The sequence below is a fragment of the Acinetobacter stercoris genome (assembly GCF_900323515.1).
Taxonomy (GTDB): Bacteria; Pseudomonadota; Gammaproteobacteria; order Pseudomonadales; family Moraxellaceae; genus Acinetobacter; species Acinetobacter stercoris.
Genome location: NZ_OOGT01000068.1, coordinates 1 through 17,882, shown reverse-complemented (window position 1 = coordinate 17,882; position 17,882 = coordinate 1). Strand labels below are relative to the sequence as shown.

Sequence of the window (17,882 nt, the reverse complement as noted above, 5' to 3'; positions counted from 1 at the left end):
TCTATAATGATATTTAAATCGGATAATTTAAAACTCATAGTAAATGTCATTATCCAAATCAGCATAATTGCATTATGTTTGATTATGCCTTTGACTGTTTCTTTTGGTTATTTAACTTTTTTTTATGGGGTTGATTATGACTACCATGAATTTTTAGCTGATTTTTTTATGGTAATGGTTATTTTGCATATTTCCTCTGTATTGGTTTTGAGCATATTAAATAAAAAGATCGGTTTTTATAAAATATTTTTTGGACAAATGGAAAATTTTTCATTCTCAAAAGTGATTTATTCTATCATTTTTATTTTGGGTGTTTTGATGCTTTGGAAATATTGTTATTTAGATGGTAATTTAGCATTATTTTTTTAAAGTTTTGGTTTTTATAAAAATCTACAACTTAACTTTTTGAGTTAGTAAGGATTTTATTCATTGAGTTGTGTTGTAGTAGACCACATGAAAAATTATGTGGTCTTCTTTATTTAAATGTTGGTGGAGAGGAATTTTTCGGTGTTAGGATGGAATAAATCGTTACAGCTTTAGGGGCTAGTGGTATGAGAATTTTACTGGCAGAAGATGATGCGTCTCAGGCTGAAAGTATCAAGAGCTGGTTAGAAATGGATGGCTACAATGTTGATTGGGTTGAGCGGGGAGATTATGCGATTTATGCCATAGAACAGCATCATTATGATTGTGTCTTACTGGATCGTGGTCTGCCTCAAGCAACGGGTGATGAAATTCTGGTTAAGTTGAAGCAAAAACATATGCATGTACCTGTTATTTTTATTACAGCCAAAGATGCTATTCAGGATCGTGTTATGGGGCTTGATTTAGGAGCAAATGACTATCTGGTAAAACCTTTTAGTCTTGAAGAGTTGTCTGCGAGAATACGTAGTCAAATTCGTCAAAATCAAAGCTCTACTGCTAGTCAGGTTCTCCAATTTGCAAATTTGCAGTTAGATCCGCAGGCAAAAAATGTTTTACTGGATCAGAAAGCGATCAGTCTGACTGCAAAAGAGTTTCAGATATTACATAAGCTTATGCAAAAACCAGAAAGTATAGTGACACGTGAACAATTGGAAGAGTCACTTTATGCATGGGGTGAAGAGATTGAAAGTAATGCCATTGAAGTATTTATTTATCAAATCAGGAAAAAAATCGGCAGTCAAATGATCAAAACGATACGTGGTCTTGGATATAAAATGAATCAGGCTGATTAAGCTATATGCATAAAGTTATTTCATTGCAAGATAGACTGGTCAAGACTTCTGTAATAAGTTCAGTTCTGGCTGGAATTATTGCACTGTTTTTATTGATCGGTATTACTGTTTATCAGACCATGAATTTACACGATGAAATCATGGAAGAAATATCTGACATGTTGCTCATTTCTGATTTGACAACCATTTCAGGTCAACAGATAGATGAATTGATTGATGAGTTTGAAATTCAGTATCAACTGAAATTTAAAGATAAAATATTGACTCAATCGACAGATTATCATTTCGATAAAGTTGTACCTCTAGCACATGAATCATATAATTTTATGTGGGATGGGCATGAGCTATGGCGTACTTACACCGTTTTTGATTCTGACTCCCAAATGACCGCAGTTGTGATTCAGCCACTCAAGATCAGGTTTAAAGAAATACTACACAGTTTATGGGGATATGCTGGAGCACTGATTTTATTATGGTTGATTCAGTGGTTGGTGGTACATTTTGCAATAAAAAGGCAATTTGAATCTATACACAAATTATCTCGTGATATTTCTGAGAAAAATGCAGATGATCTATCGCCTGTGCAACAGTTTCAGCCCGAATTAAAAGAACTTCAACCCATTGTTATACAGCTAAATCAATTATTGATGAGATTAGAGCAGTCATTATTGGCAGAACAGCGATTTACATCTGATGCTTCACATGAATTACGCTCTCCTTTGTCAGCAATAAAAATGCGTTTACAACTTATTCAACGTAAATATCAAGATGATCCAGAGTTAAAAAAAGATCTTTACAAAATCGAGCAGGATATATCGAGAGGAACCCAGGTTTTAGAAAATCTTTTGCTACTTGCCCGCCTGGATCCGCAAAAAGGGGATGAACTTCCCAAGAACAGTGTTGATTTGCTGGATTTACTAAAGAATGCTATCCAATCGTTAGAGTTAATGATAAAACTCAAAAACATCTCTATAAATTTTCAAGCAGAAATGCATGAAATTTTTGCTAATAAAGAACTGATTTTTATCTGTATTCGTAATTTGATGGATAATGCTGTCAGATATGCGCCAGATTATGGTGTTATTACAGTTAGATTATTTGAAAATGATCACAATATTATTTTGACTATAGAGAATGACGCAAAAGGTATGACACATGAAAACCTTGCGAAGCTAGGTGATCGCTTTTTCCGCGTACTTGGTACAAAAACACAAGGTTCAGGTTTAGGGCTGTCTATATGTAAAAAAATTATTGAGTTGCATCAAGATGATATTCAATTTTCGCTGACTGAATGTAATACTCTTAAAGTACAACTCAATTTTAAAAAAATATAATTTATGGGTGTAAAGCTTTAAAATTGTTTGTACATTCAAAAATATGAATGAACATTTTATTGCTTTTTGCCTAAAAGTAGTACGCGCTGATTCGTACTACTTGTTCCCACCTTTTTTGTTATAACAACTTATTATTATTGTTATTTGGTGAGAATGAGGCGGTTATTGCGAGTTAAGCGCAGGCGATATTCTTCTCCTGCATGCATAATCCGGATTTCACGCCCTAATGCAAAAAGGTTATTGGAGTGAAGCATTGGTAAAGCGTGGGCTGTATCGTTGTTACGAGTAAATAAGTTAAAAGGTGCGTTCATTGTTATTGCTCCGTGTGTGGGATACTGATCAATTGTTATAAATGATAATCATTATCGAATAGACCTGTCAACGTTATTTTATAGTCATTTAAAAAAAAGTTTATTTTGCTTAAACTAAACCCAACCAAGCGCTGGATTGCAGCTAGGTTGTGAGGGGTGTAATGCGTTAAAGTCATTGCATTTTTAGATTATTTTAAAAGCGTTGAAATATGTCAAAACCTTTAATTCACGTCGCAATTGCATTGTTATTTCATCAATCTAAAGTTCTGGTGGGGTGGCGCAACGCGACCCAGCATCAGGGAAACAAATATGAATTTCCTGGCGGAAAAGTGGATCAGGGAGAGACACCTGAACAGGCATGTCGCCGTGAAATTTTTGAAGAAGTAGGGGTTGGGATACAAGACTGGAATATTTTTGATGTTGTTCGTCATGAATATGATGATATTGAAGTACATTTACATATATTTCATGCTCAGGTTCCTACAAAGTATGTAAAAGATATCCAGCAACCCTGGAATTGGTATAGTCGTGAAAAGTTATTGGAACTCAATTTTCCCAAGGCGAATCAAGGTATAATTCAACGTTTATATTGGGCACATTTTATTAAAATTTCAGAACAATTGTCAGAGTTAGATCGATTGCAAGCTGATTCATTATTGTACTGGCGTGCTGATCATGAACAAGGCAATATGTTTTTAGCCGATTTAGAAAATATACAACTAAACCGTTTAATTTTAAACGTGGACATCTGGAAAACCCTGGATATATCTTTGCAAAAAAAAGTTGCAGCAGTTCATTATAAACAGTCTCAGCTATTTGCATTGCAAAAAGGGGACTTACCTGTTGCAATCAGAACGATTGCAGCTTGCCATGATGCTGTATCTTTGCAGCGTGCGGAGCAACTAGGTTTTGATGCTGTGTTATTAAGCCCTGTGCAAAATACAGAAACGCATCAAGGCGTTGAGCCGCTAGGCTGGGATCAATTTAACGATCTGGCAAAACAATGTAGTTTACCTGTTTTTGCATTAGGTGGTTTAAAACCTGACGATTTGGGAATTGCCCAGCAACATCATGCTTATGGAGTTGCTGGTATCCGTAATTTTTAAGCTTGATTCTACAAAATTTTAAGCTACTTTAAAGTGATTTAAGTTGTGTTTGCGCTTCATTGATCAGGTTATTATTTTTCTGGGATTGAGCTGATTTTAAAATGACTTTCCAGAGTTCTCGTTTCATTGCTTTGGTTTGGGCATAGCTCAAACCACGCTTTGCTAGAGATTCGGCATTTTGAAATTGATTTTTATGATTTGCAATCAGTGCCAAATATAAAAATGGTTCAGAGGCTTGTGGTGCAAGTCTTTGAGCATGTAAGGCATACTTTTCGGCATTATCCCATTGCCCGCTTTTCAGTGCTTGATTGGCTTGTTTTATTATATTTTTATAAGCTGGTAATGTTGTTCCATCTTCAAATTTCTGTTTTACCTCCTGTTTAGGCACAATGATAGTTGGTGCCGGTTTTGTGATGATTTCAGGTCGATCATATGGAATGATTTTTACACCATCTGGAGTGGGAACGCCATTGGGCTGATTTTTCTCTATAGGCTTACTTGTTGCCGGGCTACGTTGATCAGGTGTGTTTTGACACCCGACCAAAGTTACGAAACCAAGTAAAAATAATCCTTTCTTAAAATTCATAGACCTTTTTAACCTTTAAACTTAATTATTGTAGCTTCCACTAGAAATAACCCTATTTGGGCGATTAGATAGTTCTTGATCCATATTATTTTCGCTTTCACGAATGTAACCATCTGAATTGTCATCAGCATAAGGTTGTGATGCAGCATTGTCTGCATTTGGATCATAGCCAGGTTCAACTTGGTAGTGAGGCATACCACAAGCTGTTGCCTGATTTGGAATGTTATTGCTGAGTAAAGGAATATACATTGCATCAGCACAACCTTGGGCAGACAACTGTCCACTAGGAACATCAATCCATTGCCATTGTACTGAATCTGGTTGGCGTAAATTGACCGGTTTTTGTTTTAATTGTTTCATAACATTTGTCCAGACTGGTAAAGCACCAGATGAACCAGTTAGTCCTGTCACTTTATTATTATCCAGACCTAACCAAACAACCGCGACATGGTTACCTGAATAACCCGCGAACCAGGAGTCACGTGTGTCATTGGTTGTACCTGATTTACCTGCAAGTTTCAGTTCATAAGGCATTGCACTATAAGCCGATTTCCCTGTACCGTAGTTCATGACCTGTTGTAAGCCATAATTTAAAATATATGCAACAGATGGGTCTATGGTTTGTTGAACATTTAAGCCAAAGCGTTCAAGAATACGACCATTTGAATCAACAACAGAACGAATACTTTTAGTTGGATATTTAAAACCACCTGTTGCAAAGTTGCCATAAATACTCATCACTTCCATTGGAGACATATCGACAGCTCCAAGGAAGATAGAAGGGTAGCTTGGAATATTGGAATTCACACCAAATTTTTTTAAGTTATTGGCAAACGAAGCTACACCAAACTCCTGACCAGTTCGAACCGCAGCAAGGTTATATGAGTTTGCTAAAGCTTGTACCATCGGGACAACACCATGTCCACCACCACTATAATTTTTAGGTGTCCAGGATTTACCATCTACTGGAATAGTGATTGGACTATCATCAACTTTAGTTGCCCAGTTATAACGACCAGATTCGATTGCACTCATATAGATCACAGGTTTGAGTAATGAACCAACCTGACGTTTTGCGTCTATGGCACGGTTAAAGCCAGTAAAATCCTGAGTTGAGCCCACGACTGCTTCGAGTTCACCATTCTCAGGACGACTGACGAGGACAGCACCTTGTAAATCTTTTAATCGGGCTGATCCCGCTAATCTTGATACTGATGCCCTAAACGCATTTTGAACTTTGGTCTGTTCAATTGGATCAAGTGTTGTGAAAATTCTTAAGCCCTGATTGGTTAAATCAGATTCTTGATATTCTGTTTTGAGCTGTCTGCGGACAATATCCAGAAAGTCAGGGAAGCGGGATATGCCTAAAGAAGGTTTGGAAATTACACCTAATGGTCGTGCGGATTCTTTTTCGTATTGATCCTGTGTCAAATATCCCATCACCAGCATATTGTGTAAAACAACATTTCGGCGGTTAAGTGCACCTTCAGGATTACGCCATGGGTTATACAGTGTTGGGCCTTGAACCAGTCCGACGAGATAAGCTTGCTGTGCAATGTTTAGCTCACGTAGTGGCAAACCAAAGTAAAATTGTGAAGCCAGACCATAACCATTCACAGAATAGTTACCATTTTGTCCCAGATTCACTTCGTTTAAGTAAGCTTCCAGGATTTCATCTTTGCTATAGTGGAGTTCAAGTAATAAAGACATGAGTGCTTCATTGACTTTACGCTTTAATGTTTTTTCAGGGGTTAAATAAAAGTTTTTAACCAACTGTTGTGTGAGAGTTGAACCCCCTTGACGTTTACCACCAGTGACATTGCTAACCAATGCACGAGCCGTACCACGAAATGAAATACCGTGATGATGATAAAAGTTGCGGTCTTCGGTAGAAATTAAAGCTTCAATTAACGTTTTTGGAACTTTATTCAGCTTAATCAGAACCCGATCTTCATTATGTTGAGGATATATCCCCCCAATCAGGAGCGGCTCTAAACGGACGATGCCTGTATTATTTGGTTTGGTCGCTTTAACGTCACTAACCTGGTCGCCAGAAAAAGACACCTGTATCACTTGTTCAGGATCGACACTATCACCATAATCAAAGCCACGAGTATGCACATACATTGATGTGCCACTTAACACATAGCTTCCTGATTTATCATAGCTTTCTGCTTTTTTATATCCGAGCATTGACAATTCTTGCTGAAAGTCTGCTGCTGTAACTGGAGCATTTGCATAAATTTCCAAAGGGCGAGCAAATACTTTCGCTGGAATATCCCAACGATTTCCTTCAAATTTATCTCGGATAATATTATCTAAGCGAATTAAATAAATACTAAAAGCCAAAAATGCTGCAATCACCAAAATGGAGAAAATTAATGCAACAAAGCCGATGCCACGTTGAACCTTCATAAATCAATAATAAAACCAAAAACGTTTCGCTAATCATGCGAAGCTTTTCATCAATTTGCAATGATTAAACTGTGAATAAAATAAAAATACAGATACAAATGTGATATGTTTTGTCTTTCGAATGTTTTTTTAAATCAATGCTGTTAGTGCTATGATATTCAGAGAATCATCATGGAGCTGTATTCTAGGTGCAAATTTCAGCCAAATCATTTCGGAATATTGGGCTAATCGGCCGACCAGATAAATCTTCTGTAGTAGAAACGTTATGCTTGATTCATGATCATTTATTGAGTTTAGGGTTGCATCCTGTTTTTGATGTAGAAACAGCTGAACTCGTACCTTATACCAATACACAAACAGTTAGCCGGCATTTACTTGGTGAAGTTGTAGATCTGGTGATTGTTGTCGGTGGAGATGGTTCGCTTTTACATGCTGCTCGTGTCTTGGTAAAATATAATACTCCCGTTATTGGAATTAACCGGGGACGTCTAGGTTTCCTGACTGACATCAAACCGACAGATGTTATTTTTAAACTGGATCAGGTACTCAAAGGTGAATTTCAACTAGATCGTCGTTTTCTGCTTGAGATGGAAATACGAACCAATAATGAGATTGTATACGATGCAATTGCCTTGAATGATGTTGTACTTCATTCAGGGAAATCAGTACATATGATTGATTTTGAATTAAACATTGATGGTCAATATGTCTATCGTCAACATAGTGATGGGTTGATTGTATCTACACCAACAGGATCAACAGCTTATGCCTTGTCTGGTGGAGGACCTATTTTACATCCAAGTATGGATGCAATTGCATTGGTACCGATGCATCCACATACGCTATCATCACGTCCGATTGTTGTTGGTGGGCAAAGCGAGATCAAGATTAATATTAAAGAGAATCGTGTTTTACCAATGGTGAGTGCTGATGGACAGCATAGTGTTTCATTAAATGTTGGTGATAGTTTGCATATTCGTAAACATCCATTTAAATTAACCCTATTACATCCACCTGGTTACGACTTTTATATGGCATGTCGTACTAAACTAGGTTGGAATCAAGATTTTGACTCATTACAGCAGCAGGATTGACCATGAATATAGAACAAATGCTTGCCGTACTCGATGCGGATATAGTTGCTCGTTTAAAAACGGCTGTTGAAATTGGAAAATGGCCAAATGGTGTTGCTCTGACTCAAGAACAGCGAGAAACCTGTATGCAGGCAGTGATTGCATGGGAACATCAAAATTTATCTGAAACCGAAAGAACAGGTTATATTGATAAAGGTAAAAAGCAAGAAGGTGAAGTGTGTGAAGATGATCATCATCTACATGAACCAGAATTTAAGCCAATTCGCTTCATATAATTTATAAATAAACGCCATTCAATTTGAATGGCGTTTATATTTTGGGTAATAAGTAGGTCTGTTGACATTTCATAAATAGATTGCGTTACAAGCTAAAATTGATCAGATGAGGCACGCAATGAAGATAATGGTGAGACCATTTTCAGATTTCGTAACGAAATCTGAAATGACTTTAGCTGTAACCCTCTAGGACGGGAGTATTTTTTGTCGCTATGTCGTTGTTGGTTCCGAAACAGTGTTTCTCATCATTTAGATCACTAAATTTCTCAAGCAACGCCTAATATCATCAAAAAATACTCATCGTCGCAACTGCTTTGAAATGTCAACAGACCCTGGTTTAATCTAAACGTTGTTGCCAAAGGCGATTCGCATCTTGCATGGCCTGATCATAACTATCATGAATTCCCATTGTATAAAGTGCGATTCCCATCGTTTCAATGACAGCTAATTCACCATATTCATGTTGTTGTTGACCTTCCCATACTGCTTTAAAAATGTTGAGATCAAGTTCGTTTTCAGTAGGGCTTCGATTATCTGTGAGTTTAGCTAGTTCATATTCATAGAGCTCACCATTTTTGATGCCACAGATTAATGTTTTAGCATCTGGATTGCGTTCAAACTCACCACCTTCTCCTTTGATGACGGCGCTATTTTGATAGCCTAATTTAAAAGCTGCATGTTGATGAGAGGTACGATAAGCAGGGTGAAAAATAGCTTGCAGTGTTGCTTTTGCATTAAATGGATTAATCAGACGCGCCAGAGTATGTACAGGAGAGCGTAGTCCCATTACATTCCGTAAATTAATCAGATCACCTAAAACAGGAGAAATTACATCTAATGGAAGATAAGCAAAATGTTTTTCTTGTAGTTGTGTCCTGATTTCCGACTGGTTCATACATATTGGAAAACCCAGATAATCTAGGACTTGCTCAGTATAGATACGGTTAATTGTATGTCCAGATGCTCCATGCATGACGATATTGTAGCCATTCTTTGCCAGTGTTAATGCAGCAAGTAAAAACCAGGGGTAATGCTTACGTTTGCCTGCATATGATGACCAGTCTAAATCAACAGCTAAAGGTTCAAAATTGAGTTGATCTTTAGTGGCTTGAACAAAGCCAGTCAGTTCATCAACAGATTCTTCTTTAACACGTAAAAGCATTAAAAAAGCTCCCAATTGAACATCCAAAACCTCATTTTTTAAAATCATGCTAAAAGCTTGATATGCTTCCTCATAACTCAATGAACGGGCGCCATTTTTACCTTTACCAATAATCCGGACATATTGTGCAAATGGATGTTCAAAATCTTTATAGAGGTTACGTTTTGTGTTCATAGGTAAACTTGAAAGTAATTTTTAATGCATGGACACTATGCCATAAAATATATGTAAGTGAACTTTTAAATTGAAAAAAGGAGGCACGTAGACCTCCTTTGATTATGCTATTGAATTACCAAAGCAGTTAAAATTTCTTTGGGCAGTTTATCACTTAAGCTTCGATTGTTTGTACTGCAATTTTTTTAGCAGGATCAACTTTACGGCGTACTTCTGGAACTGGTTCACCATAATACTGGCGATCTGCAAAATAGCTTGAACGAACCATAGGTGCAGACCAGATATTTCTAAAACCTAATTTGCGGCCATGTTCAGCATAACGCTCAAACTCTTCAGGAGAGACAAAACGATCGATTGGCGCATGTTGTTTAGATGGCTGTAAGTATTGACCAATAGTCACATAATCAACATCATGTGCTTTTAAGTCATTGAGTAGCGCAATAACTTCTTCTTCAGTTTCACCAATACCCACCATCAAACCGCATTTGGTTGGAACATCTGGGCAGTATTCTTTAAACATTTTAAGCAGATTTAAAGAGTGCTGATAATCTGAACCTGGACGCATTGCTTTGTATAAGCGAGGCACTGTTTCAATGTTGTGGTTAAACACATCTGGCGGACATTCAGTCATGATGCGAAGCGCGATGTCCATACGACCACGGAAATCTGGAACTAAAATTTCCAATAAAGTATTTGGACTTAAACTACGAGCTTCTTTGATACAGTCTACAAAATGCTGTGCACCACCATCACGTAAGTCATCGCGATCGACAGATGTAATCACAGCATATTTCAACTTTAGATTTGAAATCGTTTCAGCCATGTGACGTGGTTCATCTGGGTCAAGAGCATTAGGACGACCATGAGCGACATCACAGAAAGGACAACGGCGAGTACAAATGTCACCCATAATCATAAAGGTTGCCGTACCACCACCAAAACATTCTGGTAGGTTAGGACAAGCTGCCTCTTCACAAACGGTATGTAGTTTTTGTGCACGAAGAGTCGTTTTAATTCTCTGAACTTCTTCAGGCGCTGTCATTTTTACACGAATCCAATCAGGCTTTCGTGGTACTTCAACCGTAGGAACAACTTTTACAGGAATACGAGCTACTTTTTCGGCACCGCGAAGTTTGACACCCTGTTCAGGTTTACGGTTTTCGGACATATATAACTTTCCACTGTTAAGGAGAAAAAAGAAAGATGAGAATTCTTGGAATGGTCAAAACTTTCGCTATCCATTATAGCGGAATTGGAAAATGATAGGGTAAAATCAATATTCATTTACTAAATGTCGTTATCACTGAATATATGCTAGCTAAATACACCAAAACCACCTAGTTTAGGTCATAATATATAGCAAGATATAAACAGAATTGAGGATAAGGAGCTTTTATGCCACGTAAAAAAGAAGTCGTTAGTGGGAATTTCGTTAAATACGATGCAGTAGTGCTCGGTTCGGGTCCAGCTGGCGAAGGCGCGGCTATGAAGCTTGCTAAATCTGGTAAGCGTGTTGCAATTGTAGATGTACGTGAGCAGCTAGGTGGTAATTGTACACATGTTGGTACGATTCCAAGTAAAGCTTTACGTCAGACAGTTTCAAGTATTATCCGTTATCAGCGCGATCCAATGTTTAAAAAAGTAGGGGACTGGAAGCAGTTCACTATGAAACAGGTTTTACGAAACGCTCATAAAGTTATTCAGCAACAAGTTGATACTCATTCACGTTTTTATGATCGTAATAGCATAGATGTGTTTCATGGACGTGCCTATATTCAAGATAAAAATACAGTAATCATTTTTGGTGTAGATGGTCTTAAAGAAACGATTGTATTTAAACAGCTCGTCATTGCTACAGGTAGTCGCCCATACCACCCGCAAGGCCTGGATTTTAACCATCCGCGTGTATTTGATTCAGACAAGATTCTGGATCTTGATTATTCAATCCATAAAATCATTATTTATGGCGCGGGTGTGATTGGTTGCGAATATGCTTCTATCTTCATTGGACTGGATCATAAAGTTGATTTGATTAACACTCAGCACAAACTTTTAAGTTACCTTGATGATGAGATTGCGGATGCCTTGTCTTACCACTTGCGTGAACAGGGCGTTTTGATTCGTCACAATGAACAAATTGATCATCTGGAAACATTTGATGACCACGTTGTACTTTATTTGCAAAGTGGTAAGAAAATTAAAGCTGATGCGATTTTGTGGTGTAACGGACGTTCAGGGAATACTGATGGTTTAGGTCTTGAGAATGTCGGTATTACTCCAAACAGCCGTGGTCAACTTGCTGTAAATGATAAGTATCAGACTGAAGTTGAAAATATTTATGCTGCAGGTGACGTAATAGGTTGGCCATCATTGGCTTCAGCTGCATATGACCAAGGTCGCTGTGCTGGTGCAAATATGAGTGGTGAAGAAGGGGTTCAACCTGTAGTGGATATTCCTACAGGGATTTATACCATCCCAGAGATTTCATCAATTGGTAAAAATGAACAACAATTGACTGAGGAAAAAATTCCTTATGAAATTGGTCAGTCTTCATTCCGTCATTTAGCACGTGCGCAAATTACGGGAGATACTGTGGGTGAGCTAAAAATCCTATTCCATCGTGATACATTGGAAATTCTGGGTATTCATTGCTTTGGTAATAATGCAGCAGAAATTATTCATATTGGTCAGGCGGTAATGAAAAGCCCGAACAATACAATTAAATACTTTGTCGAAACGACATTTAACTATCCAACGATGGCTGAAGCGTATCGTGTCGCGACATTGAATGGTATGAATCGTTTGTTCTAAATTTATATGAAAATAAAAGCCCATCTTGATGATGGGCTTTTTAATGGAAAATAAAAAAATATTTACTTTTATATTGAATATTCCATTAATTTTGTGTTTATACTCGAAGTATTAATTTATCTTATCGCTAAAAGGAACTGTTATGGCGTTAAATACCGAATTAGCTATTCAAAGTATTCATACGATGCATGTGCTTATTGAAAAAGTGTTCAATGGAACAGGGAATGAACAGGATCTGATTGCTTTAAATAGTTATTTTACTGATGATTTTGAAATGGTTGGTGCGGCAGGTAAGCGCATATCATTTGAACAGGTCAAAGGTTTATTTGCTAACAATCAGGGCAAAATGCCTGATATCAAAATTGAAATTTATGATGAAGAAATACTGATCCAAAGCGACGCTTCTATTGTATTGACCTATACTGAAAAGCATACCAAGGAGTCTGGTGTTTTGGTGCGCCGTTCTTGTGCTTTAATTGAGGAAAGAGACGGAAAAATGTTGTGGCGTTATCTACAGGAAACTTTTCTTCAATAATCGGGTTTATCAAGAATCCATAGTAAGATTTTTTTGATCTGGTTCTATATGAGAAAAGCCCATCTTGATGATAGGCTTTTCTATTTTTTAGTCTTTATGCTGCAAATTTTCCTGCACGGAAATCTTCAAAAGCTTGTACGATTTCAGCCTCAGTGTTCATTACAAATGGACCATGAGCAACGATTGGTTCATTAATTGGTTCACCACTGACGATTAGGAGTTTTGCATCTTCAGTACATTCAATGCTTAATTGACTGACTTCATGAGTCAAATAAACTGTTTGTAGATGTTCAAATTCCTGACCATCAATTTTAACCTTACCACTCAGTACAAATACAATGTTGTTCCATTCAGGGTTGAACTCAAAAGATTCATGAGCTCCCTGATTTAAACGGACGTCTAGCATTTGAATAGGGCTAAATGTCTGTGCTGGACCTTTCACAAGTCGATGACCCTGTTTGTACGTTCCAGCAATTACACGAACCAGACCTTTTCCATCTTCAAATGAAACTTCTGGAATATTATTTTCAGTTAATTCCTGATAACGTGGTTCGGTCATTTTTGCATGACTGGGCAAGTTCACCCATAGCTGAATCATGTCTAAATGACCACCTGACTCGGCAAAAGCTTTAGAATGATGCTCTTCGTGCAGGATACCGCTACCAGCAGTCATCCATTGCACTTCATTTTTACCAATTGTACCTTGATTACCTTTAGAGTCATGATGTTCAAGCTCACCATCGTAGACGATAGTAACAGTTTCAAAACCGCGGTGAGGGTGCATACCTACACCACGTTGATGATGAGTCGGGGTGAACTCACGTCTTTCAGTGTAACCCATGACAATTAATGGGCTGGTCGCATTACTGATTTGTTCCATAGGTAACATTGAGTTGGTTGGAAAACCATCACCTACCCAAGTACTACGGTTACTGGTGTATACTTTTTCAATCGTTTTCATTGTATTTACCTTAATATATTTCACTTGGTTGTTATTATTGAGGTATAAATACGTAATTACAGAACGGAAAAAACAACAGTTAATCCTATTAATGGAACAATTATGCAGAATCTAAACGACTACTATTTTTTTGTTCAAGTTGTGAAATATAAAGGTTTTACCAAAGCAAGTGAAAATTTAGGTGTGACCAAATCTAAATTGTCCAGAAGAATATCAGACTTGGAAACTCGTTTAGGAGTCCGTTTAATTCAGAGAAATACACGAAAATTTGCAGTGACAGATATTGGACAGCAATTTTATGAATATTGCTTAAAAATTTTAAATGATGTTGAAAATGCTGAAAACTTTATTCAAAGTACAGTTAACAATGAGCCTTCGGGCCTGATTAAAATATCTTGTCCAGTAGCACTGGTTCAGATGCCTGTCAGTGATTTTATTACTCAATTTATGCAGAAATATCGTGATGTACAGGTTCATCTTCTTGCAACAAATAGACGTGTAGATTTGATTGAGGAAGGGGTAGATCTTGCCATTCGGGTTAGAAACACTCCATTAGAAGATAGTGATCTGATTATGAGAGAGCTAGATGCCTGGGAGCATGTTTTCGTTGCTATCCCGGAATTATTTAAGCAATATAAATCACCTGAAACACTGGATGATTTGAGTAGCTTACCAAGTATTGGTTTTCAGGGACCAAAACAAGTTTGGCAGTTGCAAAAAAAGAATGAAGAAAATATTTTTCATGAGATTGAGTTTCATCCCAGATTAAAAACTGATAATTTTTCTGCCATGAAAGCAGGAGTGATGCGAGGGATAGGTATAGCATCTTTGCCTAAGGTTTATGTGCGAGAAGAATTGAAAAATGGCAAGTTGATAGAAGTGTTACCGGATTGGCATTTACCTAGGGGTGTAATTTATATTGCTTACACATCTCGACTGGGGATGCTGCCTGCAGTCCGTTCATTGCTGGAATATCTGGTTGAACAGTTTAAACAACTTGATATCAATGATGGTCAAACTCCTTATCCGTGTCCTGAATAGATGTCAAATATTTGGCATCCAATAATTTAATGTGGACAAAAAGCCATATTAAAATAATCGAACAGGTAGGGTGTGTTTAGCCATAATATTATGGCTAAACCAATCAATAAAATAATGGCAATGATAATGAGTGTTTTCAGCCATGAAAATGAATTAGTCATGTACGATTGGCTCCTCATTGACAAAGTGATGTACGATCACACCAAAAAGACTTAGCAGTATTGAACATCCCCAGATCAGGTTGTAGTTCCCAGTCATATCGTGGTTAAGGCCACCTAACCATCCACCGAAAAAAGAACCAACCTGATGAGTGAAAAATACGATACCACTGAGCATAGTCAAATACTTAACACCAAACATATTGGCTACGATGCCATTGGTTAATGGTACTGTCGATAGCCATAATAACCCCATGATGATACCAAAGCCATAGACAGTCCATATACTTAAAGGCAGCATTAAAAAGGCAATAATAGCAATTCCGCGAATGCCGTATAATCCCATCAAAAGATGTGGTTTTGAATATTTGTCACCTAGCCAGCCAGCTGCATACGTCCCTACAATATTGAACAAGCCAACCAGTGCAAGAAATATTGTGCCTGTTGATGCATCAAAACCATGATCAATTAAGTATCCAGGCAAATGAATACCTAAAAATACTACCTGAAAACCACAGACTAAAAAGCCTAAGGCAAGCCATAAAAAAGGTTTGTGATTTTTAGCGATTGTCAGGATCTGTTTGAAGCTGAGTTCAGGGTTATTAATATTTTTGATCGCATTTGGCGGAGTGTAAACTGGCGCATTAAGTGTGAGAGCCAGTGGTATGATCAGTGCAATTAAAATTGCACTGACAACAAGTGCTGCTGACCACCCAATATGTTGTAATAATAAGAGTGTAGTGGGCAACATTATAAATTGTCCAAATGATCCGGCAGCGCTTGCGATACCCATTGCCATACTACGTTTACTAGGGGGGGCTGCACGACCTACGGCAGATAGCAGTACGGAAAAAGATGTTGCGGATAATGCCAGTCCTATAATTAATCCCAGACTCAGATCAAGTAACCAGGAGGTTGAGCTGATCGCCATAAGGAGCAAGCCAAGGGTATAGAGAATGCCGCCAACCGCCACGACTTTTTTACTGCCATATTTATCTGCCAATGCTCCAGTAAATGGCTGAACAGCTCCCCAAAGCAGATTTTGCATCGCAATTGCCAGGCTAAATACCTGATGTGACCATCCAAATTCATGGCTCATTGGAACGAGATATAAGCCAAAACCATGTCTTACACCAAGAGATAACGCCAGAATAAAAGCGCTACCAATGAGCATAATAATTAAAGATTTTGAAAACTTGCTCTCAGACATAATCAATCCATTGATAGGCTCATTATTGTATTGTAAGTAAATCTGATTTAGAGTGCGATAAAATATATTTTGAATGATTGATAAAATATATTTATAAATAATGAATTTAAAAAATGGATTATAAATTTAAAAACGGTCTGTACAGACCGTTTTAGAGTAGTGTTTATTTTAAAATCTATAGCCTACACCTGCGTAACCTAGAATTGGGTTAATTTCAATATCAGATTTGGCACTAATCAATTGACCGTATTTGTCATCATTCACAGTAATAGTCGTGTCAGTCTTTAAATGAGCATACGAGACAGAACCTACTGCAAACCATCGATCATTGAAGTCATAAGTAAAACCAGCTGTAGCTACAGGTGCAATTGCATCAGATGCTTTAACTTTTACTCTAGGATTACCACTACTTGGTTTACCGTCTAAAGCTGCTCCAGCTTGACCATTTTTAATGTTAACAATCATATGACCAGCATCTATTAAATCTTTTTCAATTGCTGGATTAATTTTAAGTTCATTAAAATAGGCATACATCATGCCTAAACCAATATACGGTCTGAACTTATTTACACCAGTTTTGCCAAAATGATACTGTAATTCAAAGGCTGGTGTCCAAGCTCTTGCTTCTGCTGCATTTCCATGAGCAGCCAAATCAGTAATTAAAATCTGTTTTTTTAAGTCGATGCTCGGTAAATTAACATCACCTATGATGGGTAAATCTATTGAGGGGTGTGCACTTGCTGAAAGTGGTGCATAAATCTTTCCTTTACCAATGAGGTCAACTTTGGGAGGAATTCCTGCCTTTATTTCCAATGAAACATTATCTGTAAAGAAGTAATTCGTCATTATTCCTAGTGTTGTAACATCATCTGCTTCAAGTCCAGTATTTGGATTATTCCATTCATCAATTCCATAGATATTGGCGCTACCACTCAAGGCTCCTGGTAAAGTGTTTTGACCAATTTTATCTAGAAAATCCACGAACCAAGTTGATAGATTGGGATCCATATTTGGGTCAAGATTATTTTTTACTTCGTCAATAGAGATATCTCCAACTTTTGCTGATTCACCTTTGGCTACAGAAGTGCTTGCATGAATTGGTTGAGCATTACCTGTAGGTTTTACATACAAAGCACCCATAGAAACTGAAAAACGTTTAAAACCATCACCATCTTTAAAACTAAAATAAGGAGAATCTGCCATAGCAGCCCCTGACAGACCCAATAAAGTGGTAGAGGTAGCAAGATAAAAGACTACATTTTTCATAATAAAAGGACTCCATGTCCGACATTTGTTGATGATTTTTATAAGCTGTCAGTATTGATAATTTATTTTGAAAAGAATGTAGTCTTTAAAGACGCTTTTTTTTAAACTTTGTGATATTTTCTATATAAATGCAACCATTAAGTAAAAAAATGAAAAAATAATGGAGAGAGATTACCATTATGTTACATAGTAAAGAACGATTTTTTATGATTGGTGTAATTAAAAT

General features: G+C 37.2%; 17 protein-coding genes. 9 read left to right on the top strand and 8 right to left on the bottom strand.

Features of this window, described 5'->3' with window-relative positions:
* From KPC_RS09065 to KPC_RS09055, 3 genes are all read left to right on the top strand, one after another.
* Positions 1-369 (top strand): hypothetical protein (locus tag KPC_RS09065; protein WP_213065888.1); only part of this gene is annotated, 369 nt, incomplete at its 5' end.
* A 182-nt stretch (positions 370-551) separates the two neighbouring features.
* Positions 552-1,217: a response regulator transcription factor gene (locus tag KPC_RS09060; protein WP_121974054.1), complete on the top strand. Its 666-nt coding sequence runs from the start codon at positions 552-554 to the stop codon at positions 1,215-1,217.
* 5 nt (positions 1,218-1,222) lie between these two features.
* Positions 1,223-2,551 (top strand): sensor histidine kinase, encoded by a 1,329-nt coding sequence (locus KPC_RS09055; protein WP_121974053.1) that lies wholly within the window; start codon positions 1,223-1,225, stop codon positions 2,549-2,551.
* Between the two features lie 140 nt (positions 2,552-2,691).
* Here the strand turns inward: KPC_RS09055 and hemP are convergent, their stop codons facing one another.
* A complete protein-coding gene (hemP, locus tag KPC_RS09050) occupies positions 2,692-2,862 on the bottom strand; it encodes a hemin uptake protein HemP (RefSeq protein WP_121974052.1) in 171 nt (56 codons plus the stop codon).
* 209 nt (positions 2,863-3,071) lie between these two features.
* Here hemP and KPC_RS09045 point away from each other — a divergent pair, with 209 nt between their 5' ends.
* Positions 3,072-3,968, top strand: a complete 897-nt coding sequence (locus tag KPC_RS09045) for an NUDIX domain-containing protein (RefSeq protein WP_121974051.1) — start codon at positions 3,072-3,074, stop codon at positions 3,966-3,968.
* A 28-nt stretch (positions 3,969-3,996) separates the two neighbouring features.
* Here the strand turns inward: KPC_RS09045 and KPC_RS09040 are convergent, their stop codons facing one another.
* Together KPC_RS09040 and mrcB are read right to left on the bottom strand one after the other, a co-directional pair.
* On the bottom strand, positions 3,997-4,554 hold the full coding sequence (locus KPC_RS09040) for a tetratricopeptide repeat protein (RefSeq protein WP_121974050.1): 558 nt from the start codon (positions 4,552-4,554) through the stop codon (positions 3,997-3,999).
* Positions 4,555-4,575: 21 nt separating this feature from the next.
* Positions 4,576-6,969: a penicillin-binding protein 1B gene (gene mrcB, locus KPC_RS09035; protein WP_121974049.1), complete on the bottom strand. Its 2,394-nt coding sequence runs from the start codon at positions 6,967-6,969 to the stop codon at positions 4,576-4,578.
* A 188-nt stretch (positions 6,970-7,157) separates the two neighbouring features.
* Between mrcB and KPC_RS09030 the strand changes: the two genes are divergently transcribed.
* On the top strand, positions 7,158-8,063 hold the full coding sequence (locus tag KPC_RS09030) for an NAD(+) kinase (protein WP_121974048.1): 906 nt from the start codon (positions 7,158-7,160) through the stop codon (positions 8,061-8,063).
* Positions 8,064-8,065: 2 nt separating this feature from the next.
* The gene (locus tag KPC_RS09025; RefSeq protein WP_121974047.1) at positions 8,066-8,338 is read left to right on the top strand and encodes a YeaC family protein; all 273 of its coding nucleotides are present in this window, start codon (positions 8,066-8,068) and stop codon (positions 8,336-8,338) included.
* A gap of 337 nt (positions 8,339-8,675) precedes the next feature.
* On the opposite strand, the gene KPC_RS09020 is transcribed toward KPC_RS09025, so the two are convergent.
* Both KPC_RS09020 and lipA read right to left on the bottom strand, forming a co-directional pair.
* Positions 8,676-9,674 (bottom strand): glycosyl transferase family protein, encoded by a 999-nt coding sequence (locus KPC_RS09020; RefSeq protein WP_121974046.1) that lies wholly within the window; start codon positions 9,672-9,674, stop codon positions 8,676-8,678.
* Between the two features lie 154 nt (positions 9,675-9,828).
* The gene (gene lipA / locus KPC_RS09015; RefSeq protein WP_121974045.1) at positions 9,829-10,842 is read right to left on the bottom strand and encodes a lipoyl synthase; all 1,014 of its coding nucleotides are present in this window, start codon (positions 10,840-10,842) and stop codon (positions 9,829-9,831) included.
* A gap of 227 nt (positions 10,843-11,069) precedes the next feature.
* On the opposite strand from lipA, the gene sthA reads away from it, so the two are divergent.
* Both sthA and KPC_RS09005 read left to right on the top strand, forming a co-directional pair.
* Positions 11,070-12,485 (top strand): Si-specific NAD(P)(+) transhydrogenase, encoded by a 1,416-nt coding sequence (sthA, locus tag KPC_RS09010; RefSeq protein ID WP_121974044.1) that lies wholly within the window; start codon positions 11,070-11,072, stop codon positions 12,483-12,485.
* 142 nt (positions 12,486-12,627) lie between these two features.
* Positions 12,628-13,020 carry a DUF4440 domain-containing protein gene (locus tag KPC_RS09005; protein WP_121974043.1) on the top strand — a complete coding sequence of 131 codons (393 nt, stop codon included), beginning with the start codon at positions 12,628-12,630 and terminating at the stop codon, positions 13,018-13,020.
* Between the two features lie 94 nt (positions 13,021-13,114).
* On the opposite strand, the gene KPC_RS09000 is transcribed toward KPC_RS09005, so the two are convergent.
* Positions 13,115-13,981, bottom strand: a complete 867-nt coding sequence (locus KPC_RS09000; RefSeq protein WP_121974042.1) for a pirin family protein — start codon at positions 13,979-13,981, stop codon at positions 13,115-13,117.
* 102 nt (positions 13,982-14,083) lie between these two features.
* Between KPC_RS09000 and KPC_RS08995 the strand changes: the two genes are divergently transcribed.
* Positions 14,084-15,022, top strand: a complete 939-nt coding sequence (locus KPC_RS08995) for a LysR substrate-binding domain-containing protein (protein ID WP_121974041.1) — start codon at positions 14,084-14,086, stop codon at positions 15,020-15,022.
* Positions 15,023-15,175: 153 nt separating this feature from the next.
* Here the strand turns inward: KPC_RS08995 and KPC_RS08990 are convergent, their stop codons facing one another.
* Positions 15,176-16,390 carry an MFS transporter gene (locus tag KPC_RS08990; protein ID WP_121974040.1) on the bottom strand — a complete coding sequence of 405 codons (1,215 nt, stop codon included), beginning with the start codon at positions 16,388-16,390 and terminating at the stop codon, positions 15,176-15,178.
* Positions 16,391-16,558: 168 nt separating this feature from the next.
* On the bottom strand, positions 16,559-17,659 hold the full coding sequence (locus tag KPC_RS08985) for an OmpW/AlkL family protein (RefSeq protein WP_407641984.1): 1,101 nt from the start codon (positions 17,657-17,659) through the stop codon (positions 16,559-16,561).
* Positions 17,660-17,882 lie beyond the last annotated feature (223 nt).